Annotated in this window: 14 protein-coding genes, 1 tRNA gene and 2 pseudogenes; 11 read left to right on the top strand and 6 right to left on the bottom strand. The window is 63.5% G+C overall.

Annotated elements, in window-relative coordinates; genetic code table 11:
* The first annotated feature begins 77 nt into the window (after positions 1-77).
* The 5 genes and pseudogenes from H9K75_RS18515 to hemW all read left to right on the top strand — a co-directional run bounded on the left by H9K75_RS18515 (position 78) and on the right by hemW (position 4,784).
* Positions 78-1,085, top strand: coding sequence for a serine/threonine protein kinase (locus H9K75_RS18515; protein WP_187723726.1), 1,008 nt, complete (start codon positions 78-80; stop codon positions 1,083-1,085).
* Positions 1,082-2,002, top strand: a complete 921-nt coding sequence (locus H9K75_RS18510) for a PP2C family protein-serine/threonine phosphatase (protein ID WP_187723725.1) — start codon at positions 1,082-1,084, stop codon at positions 2,000-2,002. Before H9K75_RS18515 ends, H9K75_RS18510 begins: the two co-directional genes overlap by 4 nt.
* A 146-nt stretch (positions 2,003-2,148) precedes the next feature.
* Positions 2,149-2,891 (top strand): annotated as a pseudogene (gene rph / locus H9K75_RS18505) (ribonuclease PH).
* Positions 2,892-2,903: 12 nt separating this feature from the next.
* Positions 2,904-3,503 (top strand): RdgB/HAM1 family non-canonical purine NTP pyrophosphatase, encoded by a 600-nt coding sequence (gene rdgB / locus H9K75_RS18500; RefSeq protein WP_187723724.1) that lies wholly within the window; start codon positions 2,904-2,906, stop codon positions 3,501-3,503.
* 24 nt (positions 3,504-3,527) lie between these two features.
* Complete coding sequence (gene hemW / locus H9K75_RS18495) at positions 3,528-4,784, top strand: radical SAM family heme chaperone HemW (protein WP_187723723.1); 1,257 nt, start codon at positions 3,528-3,530, stop codon at positions 4,782-4,784.
* Between the two features lie 36 nt (positions 4,785-4,820).
* On the opposite strand, the gene H9K75_RS18490 is transcribed toward hemW, so the two are convergent.
* From H9K75_RS18490 to H9K75_RS18480, 3 genes are all read right to left on the bottom strand, one after another.
* Entirely contained in the window at positions 4,821-5,192 is a 372-nt protein-coding gene (locus H9K75_RS18490) for an I78 family peptidase inhibitor (protein WP_187723722.1), read from the bottom strand.
* 112 nt (positions 5,193-5,304) lie between these two features.
* On the bottom strand, positions 5,305-6,720 hold the full coding sequence (locus tag H9K75_RS18485) for a ferredoxin reductase family protein (RefSeq protein ID WP_187723721.1): 1,416 nt from the start codon (positions 6,718-6,720) through the stop codon (positions 5,305-5,307).
* A gap of 56 nt (positions 6,721-6,776) precedes the next feature.
* The gene (locus H9K75_RS18480) at positions 6,777-7,088 is read right to left on the bottom strand and encodes a PepSY domain-containing protein (protein WP_187723720.1); all 312 of its coding nucleotides are present in this window, start codon (positions 7,086-7,088) and stop codon (positions 6,777-6,779) included.
* 242 nt (positions 7,089-7,330) lie between these two features.
* Here H9K75_RS18480 and H9K75_RS18475 point away from each other — a divergent pair, with 242 nt between their 5' ends.
* The 3 genes from H9K75_RS18475 to H9K75_RS18465 are packed head-to-tail and all read left to right on the top strand — an operon-like array spanning position 7,331 to position 9,815.
* Complete coding sequence (locus H9K75_RS18475; RefSeq protein ID WP_187723719.1) at positions 7,331-7,696, top strand: PepSY domain-containing protein; 366 nt, start codon at positions 7,331-7,333, stop codon at positions 7,694-7,696.
* Positions 7,696-8,370: a response regulator gene (locus H9K75_RS18470; RefSeq protein ID WP_187723718.1), complete on the top strand. Its 675-nt coding sequence runs from the start codon at positions 7,696-7,698 to the stop codon at positions 8,368-8,370. Before H9K75_RS18475 ends, H9K75_RS18470 begins: the two co-directional genes overlap by 1 nt.
* Entirely contained in the window at positions 8,367-9,815 is a 1,449-nt protein-coding gene (locus H9K75_RS18465; protein WP_187723717.1) for an ATP-binding protein, read from the top strand. The genes H9K75_RS18470 and H9K75_RS18465 overlap by 4 nt, the downstream gene beginning before the upstream one ends.
* Before the next feature lie 73 nt (positions 9,816-9,888).
* On the opposite strand, the gene H9K75_RS18460 is transcribed toward H9K75_RS18465, so the two are convergent.
* Together H9K75_RS18460 and hrcA are read right to left on the bottom strand one after the other, a co-directional pair.
* Positions 9,889-9,967, bottom strand: a tRNA-Ile gene (locus tag H9K75_RS18460).
* A gap of 72 nt (positions 9,968-10,039) precedes the next feature.
* Positions 10,040-11,044 carry a heat-inducible transcriptional repressor HrcA gene (hrcA, locus tag H9K75_RS18455; RefSeq protein WP_187723716.1) on the bottom strand — a complete coding sequence of 335 codons (1,005 nt, stop codon included), beginning with the start codon at positions 11,042-11,044 and terminating at the stop codon, positions 10,040-10,042.
* Positions 11,045-11,279: 235 nt separating this feature from the next.
* Between hrcA and H9K75_RS18450 the strand changes: the two are divergent.
* The 3 genes and pseudogenes from H9K75_RS18450 to rapZ all read left to right on the top strand — a co-directional run bounded on the left by H9K75_RS18450 (position 11,280) and on the right by rapZ (position 14,758).
* Positions 11,280-12,178: pseudogene (locus H9K75_RS18450) on the top strand (NAD kinase).
* Between the two features lies 1 nt (position 12,179).
* A complete protein-coding gene (recN, locus tag H9K75_RS18445; RefSeq protein ID WP_187723715.1) occupies positions 12,180-13,844 on the top strand; it encodes a DNA repair protein RecN in 1,665 nt (554 codons plus the stop codon).
* A 38-nt stretch (positions 13,845-13,882) separates the two neighbouring features.
* A complete protein-coding gene (rapZ, locus tag H9K75_RS18440; RefSeq protein WP_187723714.1) occupies positions 13,883-14,758 on the top strand; it encodes an RNase adapter RapZ in 876 nt (291 codons plus the stop codon).
* A 28-nt stretch (positions 14,759-14,786) separates the two neighbouring features.
* On the opposite strand, the gene mutY is transcribed toward rapZ, so the two are convergent.
* The gene (gene mutY / locus H9K75_RS18435) at positions 14,787-15,836 is read right to left on the bottom strand and encodes an A/G-specific adenine glycosylase (RefSeq protein ID WP_187723713.1); all 1,050 of its coding nucleotides are present in this window, start codon (positions 15,834-15,836) and stop codon (positions 14,787-14,789) included.
* Positions 15,837-15,872 lie beyond the last annotated feature (36 nt).

Below are 15,872 nucleotides of genomic sequence, written 5' to 3'. Positions count from 1 at the left end.
GACTTTTCGGTGATTGGTTGCTTGCAATCCGGCGATTATCCGGGTTCTGACCGACCCGTGATTGCATCCACTGCCATATGTCGAAAATCAAACCCTCCTCACTGCCCCCGGACACCGTCGTCGGCGGATACCGAATCGTTCGCCGCGTCGCCGCTGGCGGCTTCGGCGTGGTCTATCAGGCCATTGGTACCGACGATCAGCCGGTCGCGGTCAAGGAATACCTGCCGTCCTCGCTGGCCTCGCGCGCACCGGGCGAACTCGCGCCCGTGGTTGCGCCCGAGAAACTGTCGCTGTATCGCCTCGGGCTCAAGAGCTTCTTCGAAGAAGGCCGCTCGCTCGCGCAGATTTCCCACCCTTCCGTGGTGAGCGTGCTGAATTTCTTTCGCGAGAATGAAACCGTTTACATGGTGATGAACTACCTCGAAGGCGCAACGCTTCAAGACTTCATCATCACCGCGCGCGACCAGAAGGCGCAGAAGATCTTTCGCGAATCGACCATCCGCTCGCTGTTCGACGAGGTGCTGCGCGGCCTGCGCATCGTGCATCAGCACAAGATGCTGCATCTGGACATCAAGCCCGCCAACATCTTCATCACCGACGATGACCGCGCGGTGATGATCGACTTCGGCGCCGCGCGCGAAGTGCTGTCCAAGGAAGGCAACTTCATTCGTCCCATGTACACGCCGGGCTTTGCCGCGCCGGAGATGTATCGCCGCGATTCGCAGATGGGGCCGTGGACCGACATCTACGCCATCGGCGCCTGCATCTATGCCTGCATGCACGGCTATCCGCCCACCGAAGCCACGCAGCGTTCGGACAAGGATCGCCTCACCGCCGCGCTCGCCAAGATGCGCGGCCTGTACTCCGACAATCTCATCGAGGTGGTCGAATGGTGCATGGCGCTTGACCCGCTGTCGCGCCCGCAGTCGGTGTTTGCGCTGCAAAAGGAACTGAGTCGCGAAGGCGAGCGTCGTTACACCAAACTCACGGTCGCGGAGAAAATGCGCCTGCAAATCGACACACTCGTCGCTGATACACGCCACAACGTCCTGAAAGCAGGCAGCGGCACAGGAAAGATCCAATGAAATTTTCCGTCTTCCAGGTCAGCCGCAGGGGCGGTCGCGAGAAAAACGAAGACCGCATGGGCTACTGCTATACGCGCGAATCCGGGCTGTTCGTGCTCGCGGACGGCATGGGCGGCCACCCCGACGGCGAGGTCGCCGCGCAGATCGCCATCCAGACCGTGTCTGCGCTCTTTCAGCGCGAGGCCAAACCGGCGCTCGCCGACGTACCGACCTTTCTGACCGCAGCCCTGCTGACCGCGCACCACCAGATCCTTCGCTACACCAGCGACAAGTCGCTGGGCGACTCGCCACGCACCACCATCGTCGCGGCCGTCGTGCAGGATGGGCGGGCGCGGTGGATTCACTGCGGCGACTCGCGCCTGTACATGGTGCGCGAGGGCCAGTTGGTCACGCGCACCCGAGATCACTCGTACCTTGAACTGCGCAATGCGTCGTTCCAGGGTCTTGAGAACATCAACCGCAATGTGCTGTTCACCTGCCTTGGCTCGCCTTCCAAGCCGGTCTACGACATCAGCGACCCGGTGATGCTGGAGCAAGGCGACCGGCTGCTGCTGTGCTCCGACGGTCTCTGGGGATCGCTTAGCGACGAGCGCATTGCCGACGAACTCGGTCGGCATGCGGTTGCCGAATCCGTTCCCAATCTGGTCGAGGAGGCTTTGCGCGAGGCAGGTTCATCGAGCGACAACGTCACCGTGGTGGCGATGGAATGGGAAACACCGGATCAATTCGCATCGACGATGGGCATCTCCACCGACGACATCAACGAAGACGTGTTCGCCTCCACCATACAGGCCGGGCTGATGGACGGCGCGGGCTTTCACGACGACATCGACGATCTGGACGACGAAGCCATCGAGCGTTCGATTGCCGAGATCAACGAGGCCATTCGCCGCAGCTCCGCAGCGCGCAAGGCCTGAAAAGCGGACAATCGACGGTTCTACGGACGCGGGCGCCCGCCCCGGAGCCCGCTCGCGGTGCCGCGTCGGTACTGCACAAAGCATTCAACCCGAAGCGGTTCGCCATTCCTGCCTGCACAGGGACCGGACCGCCGGAGCACTACGCAATGACCACCAACACCAATACCACCAGTGAGTTCACCCGCATCGGCCGCGCCAATGACGCGCTGCGTCCGGTGCGCATCAGCCGCCACTACACCATGCATGCCGAGGGTTCGGTGCTGATCGAGTTCGGCAACACCAAGGTTCTTTGCACCGCATCGGTGGAAGATCGCGTGCCGCCCACAAACGCGGCAGCGGCGAAGGCTGGCTCACCGCGGAATACGGCATGCTGCCGCGCGCCACGCATTCACGTTCCGACCGCGAAGCCGCCCGGGGCAAACAAACGGGCCGCACGCAGGAAATCCAGCGCCTCATCGGCCGCAGCCTGCGCGCCGCGTTCGATCTCTCGCGGCTCGGCGAGCGCACCCTCCAGCTCGATTGCGATGTGATCCAGGCCGACGGCGGCACGCGCACGGCGGCGATCACGGGCGCATGGGTGGCGACACATGACGCAGTCACGCAACTGCTGGCTACGGGCAAGATCACCGAGTCCCCGATCATCGCGGAAGTAGCGGCGATCTCGGTGGGCATCGTGGGCGCACAGCCGATGCTCGATCTCGAATATCGCGAAGACGTCGCCTGCGACACCGACATGAACGTGGTGATGACCGGCGCGGGCCATTTCATCGAAATCCAGGGCACGGCCGAAGGCGCGGCTTTCTCGCGCAATGAAATGGAGCAACTGCTCGACCTAGCGGACAAAGGCATCCGTGAGCTGATTGCCTTGCAGAAGCAGTCTCTGGCTTGATCGGGGCAGACCATGAAAATCGTTCTTGCGTCGAACAACAAGGGCAAGCTGGCCGAGCTGCAATCCATGCTCGAGCCGCTTGGCGTCGAGTTGATTGCGCAGTCGCAACTCTTCGCGGGCGAGGCCGAAGAGCCGTACCACACCTTCGTCGAAAACGCGCTCGCCAAGGCCCGCTTCGCCGCAGAAAGAACCGGCCTGCCTGCAATTGCCGATGACGCCGGCATGTGCGTGGAGGCGTTCGGCGGCCTGCCGGGCGTGCAGACCGCGTATTACTGCACACAGTTCGGCTACGAAAAAAGCGATGCCAACAACGTGCGCGCGCTGCTCGAACAAATGCAGGACATCGACAACCGCCGCGCCACGATGGTGAGCACGCTGGTCGCCGTTCGCAGCGCGCTCGACCCCGAGCCACTGATTGCCGTGGGCCGCGTGCGCGGCGAGATTCTGCGCGAGCCCAAGGGCACGAACGGATTCGGCTTCGATCCGATCATGTTCATTCCGGAGCTTGGAAACACCTTCGCTCAATTGCCGCCCGTGGTGAAGAATTCATACAGCCACCGGGGCCGCGCCACCCAGCAAATGCTCGACATGCTACGTGAAAACTGGTTCTGAGCACGGCTCAAGATTCATTCGACCATGAGCATCCCCATCGTTTCCGCCGACACCGCGAGCCCTGCGGTCGGCAAGCCGCTTCGTGGCATTCAGGACTACATGCGCCCCGGTGTGCTGCAATTCAAAAGCCTGCCACCGCTGTCGCTGTACATCCACCTGCCGTGGTGCCTCAAAAAGTGTCCCTATTGCGACTTCAATTCACATGAAGTGCGAAGTGAATTTTCATCGAACGGCAACGCGCCAGAGAAACAATACCTCGCCGCGTTGATGGCCGACCTCGAAGCCGCGCTGCCGCTGATCTGGGGTCGTCCGGTGCACAGCATCTTCATCGGCGGTGGCACGCCGAGCCTGTTCTCGCCCGGTTCCATCGATCAGCTTTTGAGCGACGTGCGCGCGCGCCTGCGCCTCGAGGCCGACTGCGAAATCACCATGGAGGCCAATCCCGGCACGTTCGAGAAGGACCGCTTTCGCGCCTATCGTGCGGCAGGCATCACGCGCCTTTCGATTGGCGTGCAGAGCTTTGACGACCGCCACCTCAAGGCGCTTGGCCGCGTGCACGACCGAGCCCAGGCGCTGGCGGCCGTGCAGGAGGCCGCCGCATCGTTCGACACCTTCAATCTCGACATCATGTACGCGCTGCCGGGCCAGAGCCTGCTGGATCTCGAGCGTGACCTGCAGACCGCGCTGTCGTTCGCGCCGCCGCATCTTTCGGTCTACCACCTGACGATCGAGCCGAACACCTATTTCGCAAAATACCCGCCCGTAATTCCGGACGACGACACGGCCTATGAAATGCTGGATCGCATCACCGAATTGACGGGCGCGGCCGGCATGCAGCGCTACGAAATATCGGCCTACGCGCGTCCTCACCATGAGTGCCATCACAACACCAACTACTGGCAGTTTGGCGACTATCTCGGCATCGGAGCGGGCGCGCACAGCAAGCTGAGCTTTGCGCATCGTGTCGTGCGCCAGGTGCGTTTGCGGGATCCCCAACGCTACATGGACGCTGCGCTTGCGGGCCTGGCCGTGGCGCAGGACGATGACGTACGGCGCGCCGACCTGCCCTTCGAATACATGCTCAACGCCCTGCGCCTGCGCGACGGCTTCTCGCTTGAGGACTATGTCGAACGCACCGGCACGCCGCTATCCACGATTGATGCGGGCCTGAAGGAAGCCGAGGCGCGCGGGCTCATCACGCGCAAGGGTCTCATGGTGCAACCGACCGAGCGCGGCTTTGATTTCCTGAGCGATCTACAGGCGCTGTTTCTCGCGCCGTGATCGTCGTGATCGCAGCAGCGCGCTGGCGGCGGAAGCTCAGCCGCAACGCGCCGCGATGATTTTTCCGCCCGCGTCGATCTCGAGATTCAGGCGCTGCTGATCGAACTCCTTGGTCACCACCTGCCCCGGCCTCAGCACGCGCGCCATGCGCGCTCCCGAGCGCACGCGCGCATCCTCGGTCACCTTCACGGTCGGTGTCTTGCCGACGGCCCATTGCGCGGCCTGTGTATTGCAGATGTCACCTGGAGGCGCGGTCGATTTGCCAATCGGCTCCGGTGCCGATGGCGGCGGCGCGGTGGTCGTCGCAGCGGGTGCCGCAGGCGCCGTCTGTTGCGGCGCGAGATTCGAGCATCCGGCCACCACCAAGGCCGTACCGAGCGCGAGAAAAATCGATGAGAACGAACGCATTGCCGACACTCCTTAGATCAGGGTTCCGTGGAAATCAGGGCCAGACCTTAACCGATGCGGACACCAGCGGAGTGATCAACCGTAACCATGGCAGCATCGCGCATCGAGTCATTCAACGCATCGCAAACTGCTCGCTGTGCAGCCGCCACCGCCCTGCACCGATTCGCCAGCGCGCAGCGCGCACGGCATCAGCGAGTCCGCTCGGCCCGCAGAGCCAGATATCGAGCGGACGCGTGCCATGCCGCGCCAGCGCACCGGGTTCGAAATAGTTGCCGGACGCCGCGTCATGGACGGTGAGCTGCACCGGCGGAGACGCGTGTTCGCAAAGCTGGCGCACGCGCGCAAGCAGAGGATCCGTCGCGGCATTGCGCGTGCAGTAGTGCATGTGCACCGGATCGCTTTCCATCCCGGCTTGCGCATGGCTTGCGGCAGACTGGCGCGATTCGAGAAAGGCAAGAAACGGCGTGATGCCCACGCCGCCCGCAATCCATACCTGACTGCGGCCTGCGTTTGCGTTTGCGTTTGCGTCGAAGCGACCATAGGGCCCCTCGATCCACACTCGCTGCCCCGCCTTCAACAGCGATGGCAACGCGCTCGTGCAATCACCGAGCGGCTTGATCACGAGGCGCAGCAAAGGCTCGCCGCCCGGACCGCGACCGAGCGCCTCGGGCGCGCTTGCAATGGTGAACGGATGCGCGCCCTCCGCGCGGTTGATCGTCAGAAAAACGAACTGACCGGGCCTGTGTCCAGGCCAGCTCGGTGGCATCGCGCAGATCATTTCGAGTGGCCGCACGTCGTCCGCATTCACGTCGCGCTCGGCGCCCAGAACCCGCAGGCCCTGCACGCGCGCCTCATGCGTGCGGGACCGCCCAACACGCCCTGACAGCGAGACCACCGCCGCCACACTGCCCACGCCATACAGCAGCGCCGACATCCATCCGAGCGGTGTGGCCCAGAACGGCGCAGGCATCAGCACCACGGAATGACAGACGAGCGCCAGATAGATCAACGGCATGACGCGATGCGTCCAGCGCCAGTTGCGATAGTTGAGCAGTTGCTGCCAGAGCGTCACGACCAGCAGGACGAGCAGAATATAGAAGGCGATTTCGCCGATGTCCTTGGCGGACGAGCGCAGCCCCTCGGCCCAGGGCAGCGCGGCAACCCGCGCCGGTCGTCCAGCGATGCCCCACAGGTCCTTGATCCAGCCGCCGGACTCCTTCGCGAGCCAATGCGCAATGGAAGCCACGCCCGCGCCAATGCCCGCCCACTTGTGCAGGCGGTAGACCTGATCCATGCCACCCAGCGGACGCTCCATCCATGGCTGGCGCAATGCCAGCACCATGCACAGCGTCATGAGCCCGACTGCGAGAAATCCACTCAGATGCAGCGCATGCTGACGCAACGCCCACCAGCCGGGCGCAGCGCCTTGCGCTTCAAGCGGAAGAATCCGCCACGATGGCGGCGCGGCCGCCATCCACAAAACCGTGATGGCGGTAAGAAGGAAACCCAGTGTGATGTGCTTGCGCATGCTGCCCTCTGCGTGATTCTGATTCTGCGTTCATGTGCTGACGTACTCCCCGTATTTCAGCGATTCTGTTGGGTGCTTTCCACCGCGCCGGAGGTTGCGTTGATGTAGAGCTTGACGCGCTGTCCCTGCGCGTTGTGGGCCTTCGCTTCGTAGCGCCCGTCGTCCCACTCGATTTCCACGATATCGCGGTAACCGGCGGCCTCGATGCGGTCATATATCTGCCGGATGTTCAGCCCCGCGCGGGCCGTCGTCGATGCGGCGGAGGCTGCCGGTGCGCCCTGGTTGGCGCTGCCCTGCGCTGACGCCAGAGACGCCACGCCACCAACGGCAAGCACTACGGCAAAGGGTGCGGCAACACGTACGGCCATTTTGCGAACGACGGTACGATGAGCAGTGAAAGACATAAGAGACTCCTTGAACAGGCGAGTTGGTTGATGGATTGGATCGTTGGCAGACACCTGCTGATCGCCGTGGTGCATTCGGTGCCTGACTGCATTGTTGAAAACCGCCCATGAAGCCAATCTGAACCGTGCGTTCATCGAGCGTTCATCGCGAAGGGGCTAAAACAAGGCGACTCGTTCAACGCGTTTTTCGCAGGCACAGACAAAAAATGAACATCCAAGCACGACACAAACGCTTGCCGCGCCGCGCGCTCGGCGCGGTGAGCCGGTTCGCGCTGGTGCTTGCGCTATGCGCGTCGCCGGGCACGTTGGCGAGGATCGCCGAGGCAGGCGAACACGATCACGAACTGGCCCGCAAAGCGCTGCGCGAGGGCAAGGTACTGCCGCTGCGCGCGGTGCTCGAACAGGTGGAGCGCGACTACCAGGGGCAGGTGCTGGAGGTCGAACTCGAACGCGACGACGGCATGTTCCTCTACGAAATCAAGCTGCTTGGAACGGACGGACGGCTCATGAAACTGGAGATTGATGCGGCCACCGGCAAGGTGCTTCGCAGCAAACAAAAGGGGCGGCATTGATGCGCATTCTGGTGGTCGAAGACGAGCCCACGCTACAGGCGCAGTTGGTCCAGGCGCTTACCCAGGTCAGTCACACGGTCGAGACGGCAAGTGATGGCTTGAACGCCAGACATCTCGGCGAGGTCGAAGATTTCGACGCGGCGATTCTCGATCTCGGCCTGCCGGTCATCGATGGCCTGACCGTGCTGCGCGCCTGGCGCTCGGCCGGACGCACCATGCCGGTGATGATTCTCACGGCCCGCAGCGCGTGGCACGAAAAGGTTGCGGGCATGGACGCAGGTGCGGACGACTATCTCGCCAAGCCGTTTCACATGGAGGAGTTGCTGGCCCGTCTGCGCGCGCTGCTCAGGCGGCTCGGCAATCAGTCGAGCGCCGAATGGCAGTGTGGGCCGATCCGGCTCGATACGCGACAGGCACGCGTGCTGATCGACGGACAGCCGCTCGCGGTCACCAGCCATGAGTTCAAGATTTTGTCGCTGCTGATGCAGCGCGTGGGCGAAGTGCTGTCACGCACCGAACTCTCCGAACACATCTACCCGCAGGATAGCGACCGCGACTCCAATACCATCGAGGTTTTCATAGGCCGCCTGCGCAAGAAGCTGCCGCCCGCCAGCATCGAAACCGTGCGTGGGCTCGGCTACCGAATCGTCGATCCGACGCGCCAAGCCGAATGAGCGAGCCTCTAGACCCACAGGCATCGGCCGCAACGGCGCCTTCATCGGGTTCGCTGCGTGCACGTCTGCTGATCGCCTCGCTCGCATGGATCATTGCCGCACTCGCGCTGACGGGCTGGGGTCTGCGCAACCTGTTCAAGGAACATGTCCATCAGCAACTCGAAGCGCGTCTGCTGCTGCATCTCAATCAGCTCAGCGTGGCTGTGAATGTTGGGCCGGACGGCACGCTCGCCGTTGCCATGCTGGGCGGCGAGCCATTGTTCGACAAGCCTCTTTCCGGCATGTACTGGCAGGTCGACGAACTGGAGATCAACGCGCAAAAGCAGCCCGAGGTTAAACGCGAGGCCGTCGCGCGATCACGTTCGCTGTGGGATCAGGCATTGGCGCTGACGCGCGTCGCAGAGTCCGCCGAGACTGGCCGGAACTACCGCACCACGACACTCAGCGATGGCGAGGGCCGCACCTTGCTCGCCGTGACCCGCAATCTGCAATTGCCCGAAACCCAGGCACCGCCGCTGCGCCTGACGGTAGCGGCCGATCAGATGCTGACGGCAGAACCATTGCAGCACTTCACGTCCATGCTGGTGCTCACGCTGGCCGCGCTTGCGGTCGGACTCGCGATTGCGGTGCTGATTCAGTTGCAATTGGCGCTCAGGCCGCTACAGTCGCTGCGCCAACGCCTTGCCGCCGTGCGCAGTGGAGACACGCGAACGCTCGAAGGGCGGTTTCCCCGGGAGCTACAACCACTGGTCAGCGAATTCAACAAGGTGCTCAACACCAATGCCGAGATCGTGCAGCGTGCGCGCACGCAGGCAGGCAATCTCGCGCACGCGGTGCACACGCCGCTGACCATCATGAGCAACGCGGCTGAGTGCGAGAACACCGCTTTCGCCCAACTGGTGCGCGATCAATCGGCTGTCGCGCGCAGGCAGATCGACCATCACCTCGCACGCGCCCGCGCCGCATCGGCTGCGCGCGCCACGGGCCTGCGCACGCCGGTTCGCGAGCACCTGCTGGCGCTGCTGCGCACGATGGAAAAGCTGCACGCAGACCGGCATCTCCAATTCACGCTCGGCGAGGTGCCTGCGCAACTCGCATTTCGCGGCGAGGAGCAGGACTTCTACGAACTCATGGGCAATCTCGTCGACAACTCAGGCAAATGGGCGCGCAGCCAGGTCGAAATCAGCGCGCGCGCCATCGATGCGCAGCGGCTTGAATTGAACGTCGACGATGACGGCCCCGGACTCAGCGCCGAGCAGCGCGGGCTGGCGTTCCAACGCGGAGTACGACTCGACGAACAGCGCCCCGGATCGGGCCTCGGCCTCGACATCGTGCGCGACCTCGCGCAAACCTACGGCGGCGAGATCACCGCGCTCCCCTCCCCACTGGGCGGACTGCGCATGCAACTGCGCCTTCCCTTGAGTTCCCCGGCAAAAAACGATTGAAGCGCAGGGGTCGGCATCGTCGGCAAACAAAAGCGCCACAGGCACGTTGAAAGTACCTGTGGCGCTTTGCATCTGGTAGGGCCTCCCAGAGTCGAACTGGGCACCAATGGATTATGAGTCCACTGCTCTAACCAAGCATGAGCTAAGGCCCCGGGGAAATTTCTTTTGCTCGTTTGCCGCGCGTCAGGCGGCAAAAAGAGAGCATTGTAATGGCTTCAAGCCCCTCAACTTCTATGGCTCAGGGCGTTCGAGACCAATTTTGAAGTGATGTCGACGATCTGGATCATCTTGTCGTAGGGCATGCGTGTCGGGCCGATGACGCCCAGCGTGCCGACGATCTGGCCGTCGACCTCGTAGGGCGCGCTCACGACGGAGAGTTCCTCGAACGGGACGACCTGGCTTTCGCCGCCGATGAAGATGCGCACACCCTCGGCCTTGCTGGAGTTTTCGAGCAGGCGCAGGATCTGTGTTTTCTGCTCGAACAGATCGAAGGCGCGGCGCAGGTTGCCCATGTCGCTTGAGAAGTCGCTCACCGACAACAGGTTGCGCTCGCCGGAGATCACGACGCTGTCCGCCGTGTCGGACAAGGCTTCCGTGCCGACGTTGACCGCTGCCTGCATCAGCGCGCCGATTTCGCTTTGCAGCGCCTCGACCTCGGATTGCAGCCGTTCGCGCACCTGCTCCATCGCGAGTCCCGAGTAGTTGGCGTTGAGAAAATTCGCTGCTTCGACGAGCTGGGATTGCGAGTAATCGGCCTGCGTGAAGATCACGCGGTTCTGCACGTCGCCATCGGGCGAGACGATGATGACCAGCAAGCGCTTTTCGGAAAGCCTGAGAAATTCGATGTGCCTGAACACCGACTGGCGGCGCGGCGACATCACCACACCGACGAACTGCGAGAGATTGGACAGCAGATTGGCCGCGTTGGCGATCACCTTCTGCGGTTGCTCGGGCATGATCAGCATCGCGGGCAGTTCATCGCGCTGCACGGTGAGCATGGTGTCCACGAACAGCCGGTAGCCGCGCGCGGTCGGGATGCGGCCGGCCGAAGTGTGCGGGCTCGCGATCAGGCCCAGTTCCTCAAGGTCGGCCATGACGTTGCGGATGGTCGCGGGCGACAGCTCCAGTCCCGAAGCGCGCGAAAGCGTTCGCGAGCCCACGGGCTGGCCGTCGGCGATGTATCGCTCGACAAGCGCTTTCAACAGTAACTTGGCACGGTCATCAAGCATTGGGCCATTCTAAGGTGCGGCGCGCCGGTATGCGCAGCGCGTGGCCCGCGTGGCCCTTAACCCTCGAACCGCGTGCCGACACTTGGTGCTAATGCGCTGGCACGACTCGCGGGCATGATATACAAGCATCTGAAGCATTTTCGGTGTGACGATTGCCCTGACTTCCCGCATGCATGCGCCTTTCGCGAACACGCGGAGTCACTCGAGTCACATCAGTTCATGATGTAATTTCCTAATGAATCCCACCTTCCGCAAAGTAGCCCTCATTGGCAAGTACCAGCGTCTGGCATCCGACGCCGCGGCGCGCGAGAAGTCTCGGCTGGCGCTACAGGACATCGGGCAGTTCCTCATCGAACAGGGCTGCGAGGTGCTGCTGGAGGACGAGAGCTACGAGAACACCGGACTGACCGGCTACGAGGTGGCGACCACCGAAGAGATCGGCATGCATGCCGAACTGGCACTGGTGGTGGGCGGCGACGGCACCATGCTCGGCGCGGGCCGCGAACTGGCGCGCTACCGGACGCCGCTGGTCGGCATCAACGGCGGCCGCCTGGGCTTCGTGACCGATATTGCGCTCGAGGACTACCGCAGCGCGCTTGCGCCTATCCTGCATGGCGACTACGAGGAAGACGAGCGCCCGATGATGCGCGCACGCGTCATTCGCGGCGAGGAATGCATGTTCGAGGCGCTGGCGCTCAACGACGTGGTGGTCAATCGTGGATCGACCTCCGGCATGGTGGAGCTGCGCGTCGAAGTCGGCGGCGTGTTCGTCTCGAACCAGCGTGCCGACGGGCTCATTGTCGCGTCGCCTACGGGATCGACCGCCTACGCGCTTTCCGCAGGGGGCCGATGCTGCATCCGTCGCTGCGTGGCTGGGTGATGGTGCCGATTGCGCCGCACACCCTGTCCAACCGCCCCATCGTATTGTCGGATTCTGCCGAGATTGCCATCGTGGTGGTCGGCGGTCGCGATGTTTCCGCCAATTTCGACATGCAGTCGATTGCCAGGCTTCTGCATGGCGACCGCATTCTGGTGACGCGGGCAGAGCACTCGGTGCGCTTTCTGCATCCGCGAGGCTGGAGTTATTTCGCGACGCTGCGCAAGAAGTTGCGCTGGAACGAGGGAGGTTCCTGATATGGCGCTCAAGCGCATTGCATTGCGCGACTTCGTGATCGTGCAGTCGCTGGATCTGGACCTGCAAACCGGTTTTACCGCGCTCACCGGCGAGACCGGCGCGGGCAAGTCGATTCTGATCGACGCACTTCAACTGCTGCTGGGCGCGCGCGCCGACACCGGCGTGATCCGCGAAGGCACGGAGCGCGCCGAGCTGTGCGCGGAGTTCGATCCACCAAAGCAGCTCGCCGCCTGGTTTGAGGATGCAGGCATCGAGCAGGAGGATGTGCTGCTGATTCGCCGTACCATCGACAGCCAGGGCAAGAGCCGTGCATGGATCAACGGCACGCCCGTCACCGCCGCGCAGTTGCGCGTGCTCGGCGAGCATCTGCTGGACATCCACGGTCAGCATGCCTGGCAAAGTCTCACGCGCCACGACAGCGTGCGCGCACTGCTCGATGCCTACGCGGGCGTGCAGACTCAGACGCTCGGCGCACTGTGGAGCGACTGGCGGGAAAAGCTCAAGGCGCTGGAAACCGCGCGCGCCGCGCAGGACACGCTGCAGCAGGAACGCGAGCGCCTGCAATGGCAGATCGCCGAATTGCAGAAGCTCTCGCCGCGCGCCGACGAGTGGGACGACCTCAACGCCCAGCATGCCAAGCTGTCGAACGCGCAATCGCTGCTCGACAATGCGCACGAAGCACTGCGCGCGCTCGAGGACGAGGATCAGGACACGGGCGCGCTCGCCCGGCTCTCGCAGGCGCAGCATCTGCTGCAAAGCTACGAACATGTAGATGATGCCTTTCGCTCGATGGGCGAAGTGCTTTCGGCGAGCCTCGCGCAGGCCGAAGACGTGGTGCGTTCGCTACAGGGTTTTTTGCGCCATACCGAGCTTGAGCCACAGCGCCTGGCCGAACTGGACGCGCGCCTGTCGCAATGGATTTCGCTCGCGCGCCGCTACAAGCGCCAGCCCGAGGATTTACCGGCGCTGTGGGACGGCTGGAAGACGGAACTCAAGGCCCTCGACACGGCGGCCGACATGGATACTCTGGCGGCGACCGAAAGCACCAGCCGCGCGGCCTATGAAAAGGCCGCGCGGGCGTTGTCGCAAAAGCGCTCGAAGGCCGCCCCGCAATTGGCGGCTGCCGTCACCCAGGCCATGCAGACTTTGGGCATGGCCGGTGGGCAATTTGTGGTCGAGATCGACGCCGGAGCCGAACCCGGCCCGGCAGGTGTGGACCACGTGAGTTTTCTCGTCAGCAGCCACCCCGGCATGACGCCCAAGCCGATTGGCAAGGTGGCTTCGGGCGGGGAGCTATCGCGCATTTCTCTGGCGATTTCGGTCACGACGAGCGAGCTGGGCGAAGCGCCGACGCTGATCTTCGATGAGGTCGATTCGGGTGTGGGCGGCGCAGTCGCCGAGACCGTCGGGAGGCTCATGCAGCAACTGGGCCGCGCTCGTCAGGTGCTGACCGTCACGCACCTGCCGCAGGTGGCGGCCTGCGCCGATCATCATCTGGTGGTGGCCAAACACAAGAGCGCACGTGGCACGAGCAGCTCGGTCAAGCCCGCAGAAGATGATGCACGGGTTCAGGAAATCGCACGCATGCTCGGTGGCGAGAAGCTCTCGGCGACCACGCTGGCCCACGCGCGCGAAATGCTGGAACAACCGCAACCGGTTCAATGAATGCCTGCTCAGGAAATTGAGGCAGAGGATAAGTAGTCATGGCGCTCGAAGTTGTGCTGATCACCGGGATGTCCGGCTCAGGTAAATCGGTGGCACTGCATGCTCTCGAAGATGCAGGTTTTTACTGCGTGGACAATCTGCCGCCGGAACTGCTGTCGGCGTTCATCGCGCTGGAGCACGTGAATCATGGCAACCGGCTCGCGATTGCCATGGACGTGCGCAGCGCCACGGCCCTGCCGCTGGTGCCGCTGCAACTCGAGCGAATCCGCGGCGAAGGCATTCGCGTGCAATACCTGTTTCTGGACGCCTCCACCGAAACGCTGGTGCGCCGATTCTCGGAGACACGCCGCCGTCACCCTCTTTCCAAGGACGAACTGCGCGAGGGCCAGAGCGCGCTTTTGCAGACCATTGAACTGGAGCGCGAATTGCTGGCCGATCTGCGGGAGCAGTCGCATGTGATCGACACCAGCGCCATCCGCGCCTCGCAGTTGCAGGGCTATGTGAAAAGCCTGATGGCCGTGCCTCCGAGCCGCATGATTCTGGTGTTCCAGTCGTTCGCCTTCAAGCGCGGCGTGCCGGTCGATGCGGACTATGTGTTCGACGTGCGCATGCTGCCCAATCCACACTACGAACCCGAGCTGCGCGAGCTGACCGGAAAAGACGCGCCCGTGGCCGAGTTTCTCGAGCAGCAACCGGCCGTCAACCAGATGGAAGAGCAGATCTCGCAATTCCTTGAAAGCTGGCTCGATGCGCTGGCCGAAAACCATCGCAGCTATGTGACGGTTGCGATTGGATGCACGGGCGGCCAACACCGCTCGGTCTATCTGGTCGAGCGGCTCGCCAAGCACTTCAGCCCGAAGTGGAACACGCTGCGCCGCCACCGCGAAATGGATGCACGCGCAAGCGGCCGATAAGATTCGCGGGCGTTCCTCGCGCCCTTGGTCAGAGCGTTGCGAGCAGCTTGCGCACGGGAGCCGGAAGACCGAGGTCGGCCCATGCCGAAGGCGCAAAGAAACCGGCACCTTCGACCGCTTCGCCAACGCGCGGCGGGCGCGCCGACGCCTCGGCCACGACGGGATGCAGATACAGATCGCGGTGCGTGAGCACATGCGTGACCACCGGCAGGTCCACAAGCTGCGCTGCGCTTCCCGCAGCATGCTCGAGCAATGCCCGCTCGTCGAAGACCGGCGGGCAATACAGTCCCGCCCAGATGCCGGTCTGCGGCCTGCGCTCCAGCCAGAGCCGCCCCGCTTCGTCGCGCGCAAGCAGCAGCCACCACGAATGCGCACTGCGCTTGAGCGTGCGCGTACGAACGGGGTAATTTTCCGGGTGGCCGTTTCGCCGGGCCACGCACACGGACTCCAGCGGGCACAGCAGGCATGCGGGCGACCGGGGCGTGCATATGCCCGCGCCCAGATCCATCATGCCCTGGGTATAGCGCGGCATATTGTTCTGCAGATCGTCAACCGGCAGAAGCTGATCGGCCAGCGCCCAGAGCCTGCGCTCGTTGCTGGCAACGGCAAGGTCCGCGTCAAAACCCAGCACACGCGTGAGCACGCGCCGCACGTTGGCGTCCAGAATCGCGGACCGTTCACCAAAGCAGAACGAGGCAATCGCACCGGCCGTTGAACGACCGATGCCCGGCAGTGAAGACAGTAGCTCGACGGTATGCGGAAACTCGCCGCCGAATTCGCTCACCACCTGCTGCGCGGCCTTGTGCAGATTGCGCGCGCGGCTGTAGTAGCCCAGTCCGCTCCACAGCGCCAGGACCTCGTCCTGCGGCGCGGCGGCGAGCGCCTTCACGTCGGGAAATCGTTCGAGAAAGCGCGCGTAGTAGTCCAGCACCGTGGCGACCTGGGTCTGCTGCAGCATGATCTCGGAGAGCCACACGCGGTAGGCGTCCCGCGTGTTCTGCCATGGCAGGTGGTTGCGGCCATGCTCCTTCTGCCATCGCACGACGCGCGTGGCAATTTCCGGAATTGCGCTTGTCATCGGTGCGCGATCACCAGAGTCTGTTCACACCGACAA

This window comes from Diaphorobacter aerolatus (genome assembly GCF_014489535.1).
GTDB lineage: Bacteria > Pseudomonadota > Gammaproteobacteria > Burkholderiales > Burkholderiaceae_C > Diaphorobacter_A > Diaphorobacter_A aerolatus.
This window is presented reverse-complemented; position numbering and strand designations above follow the sequence as displayed.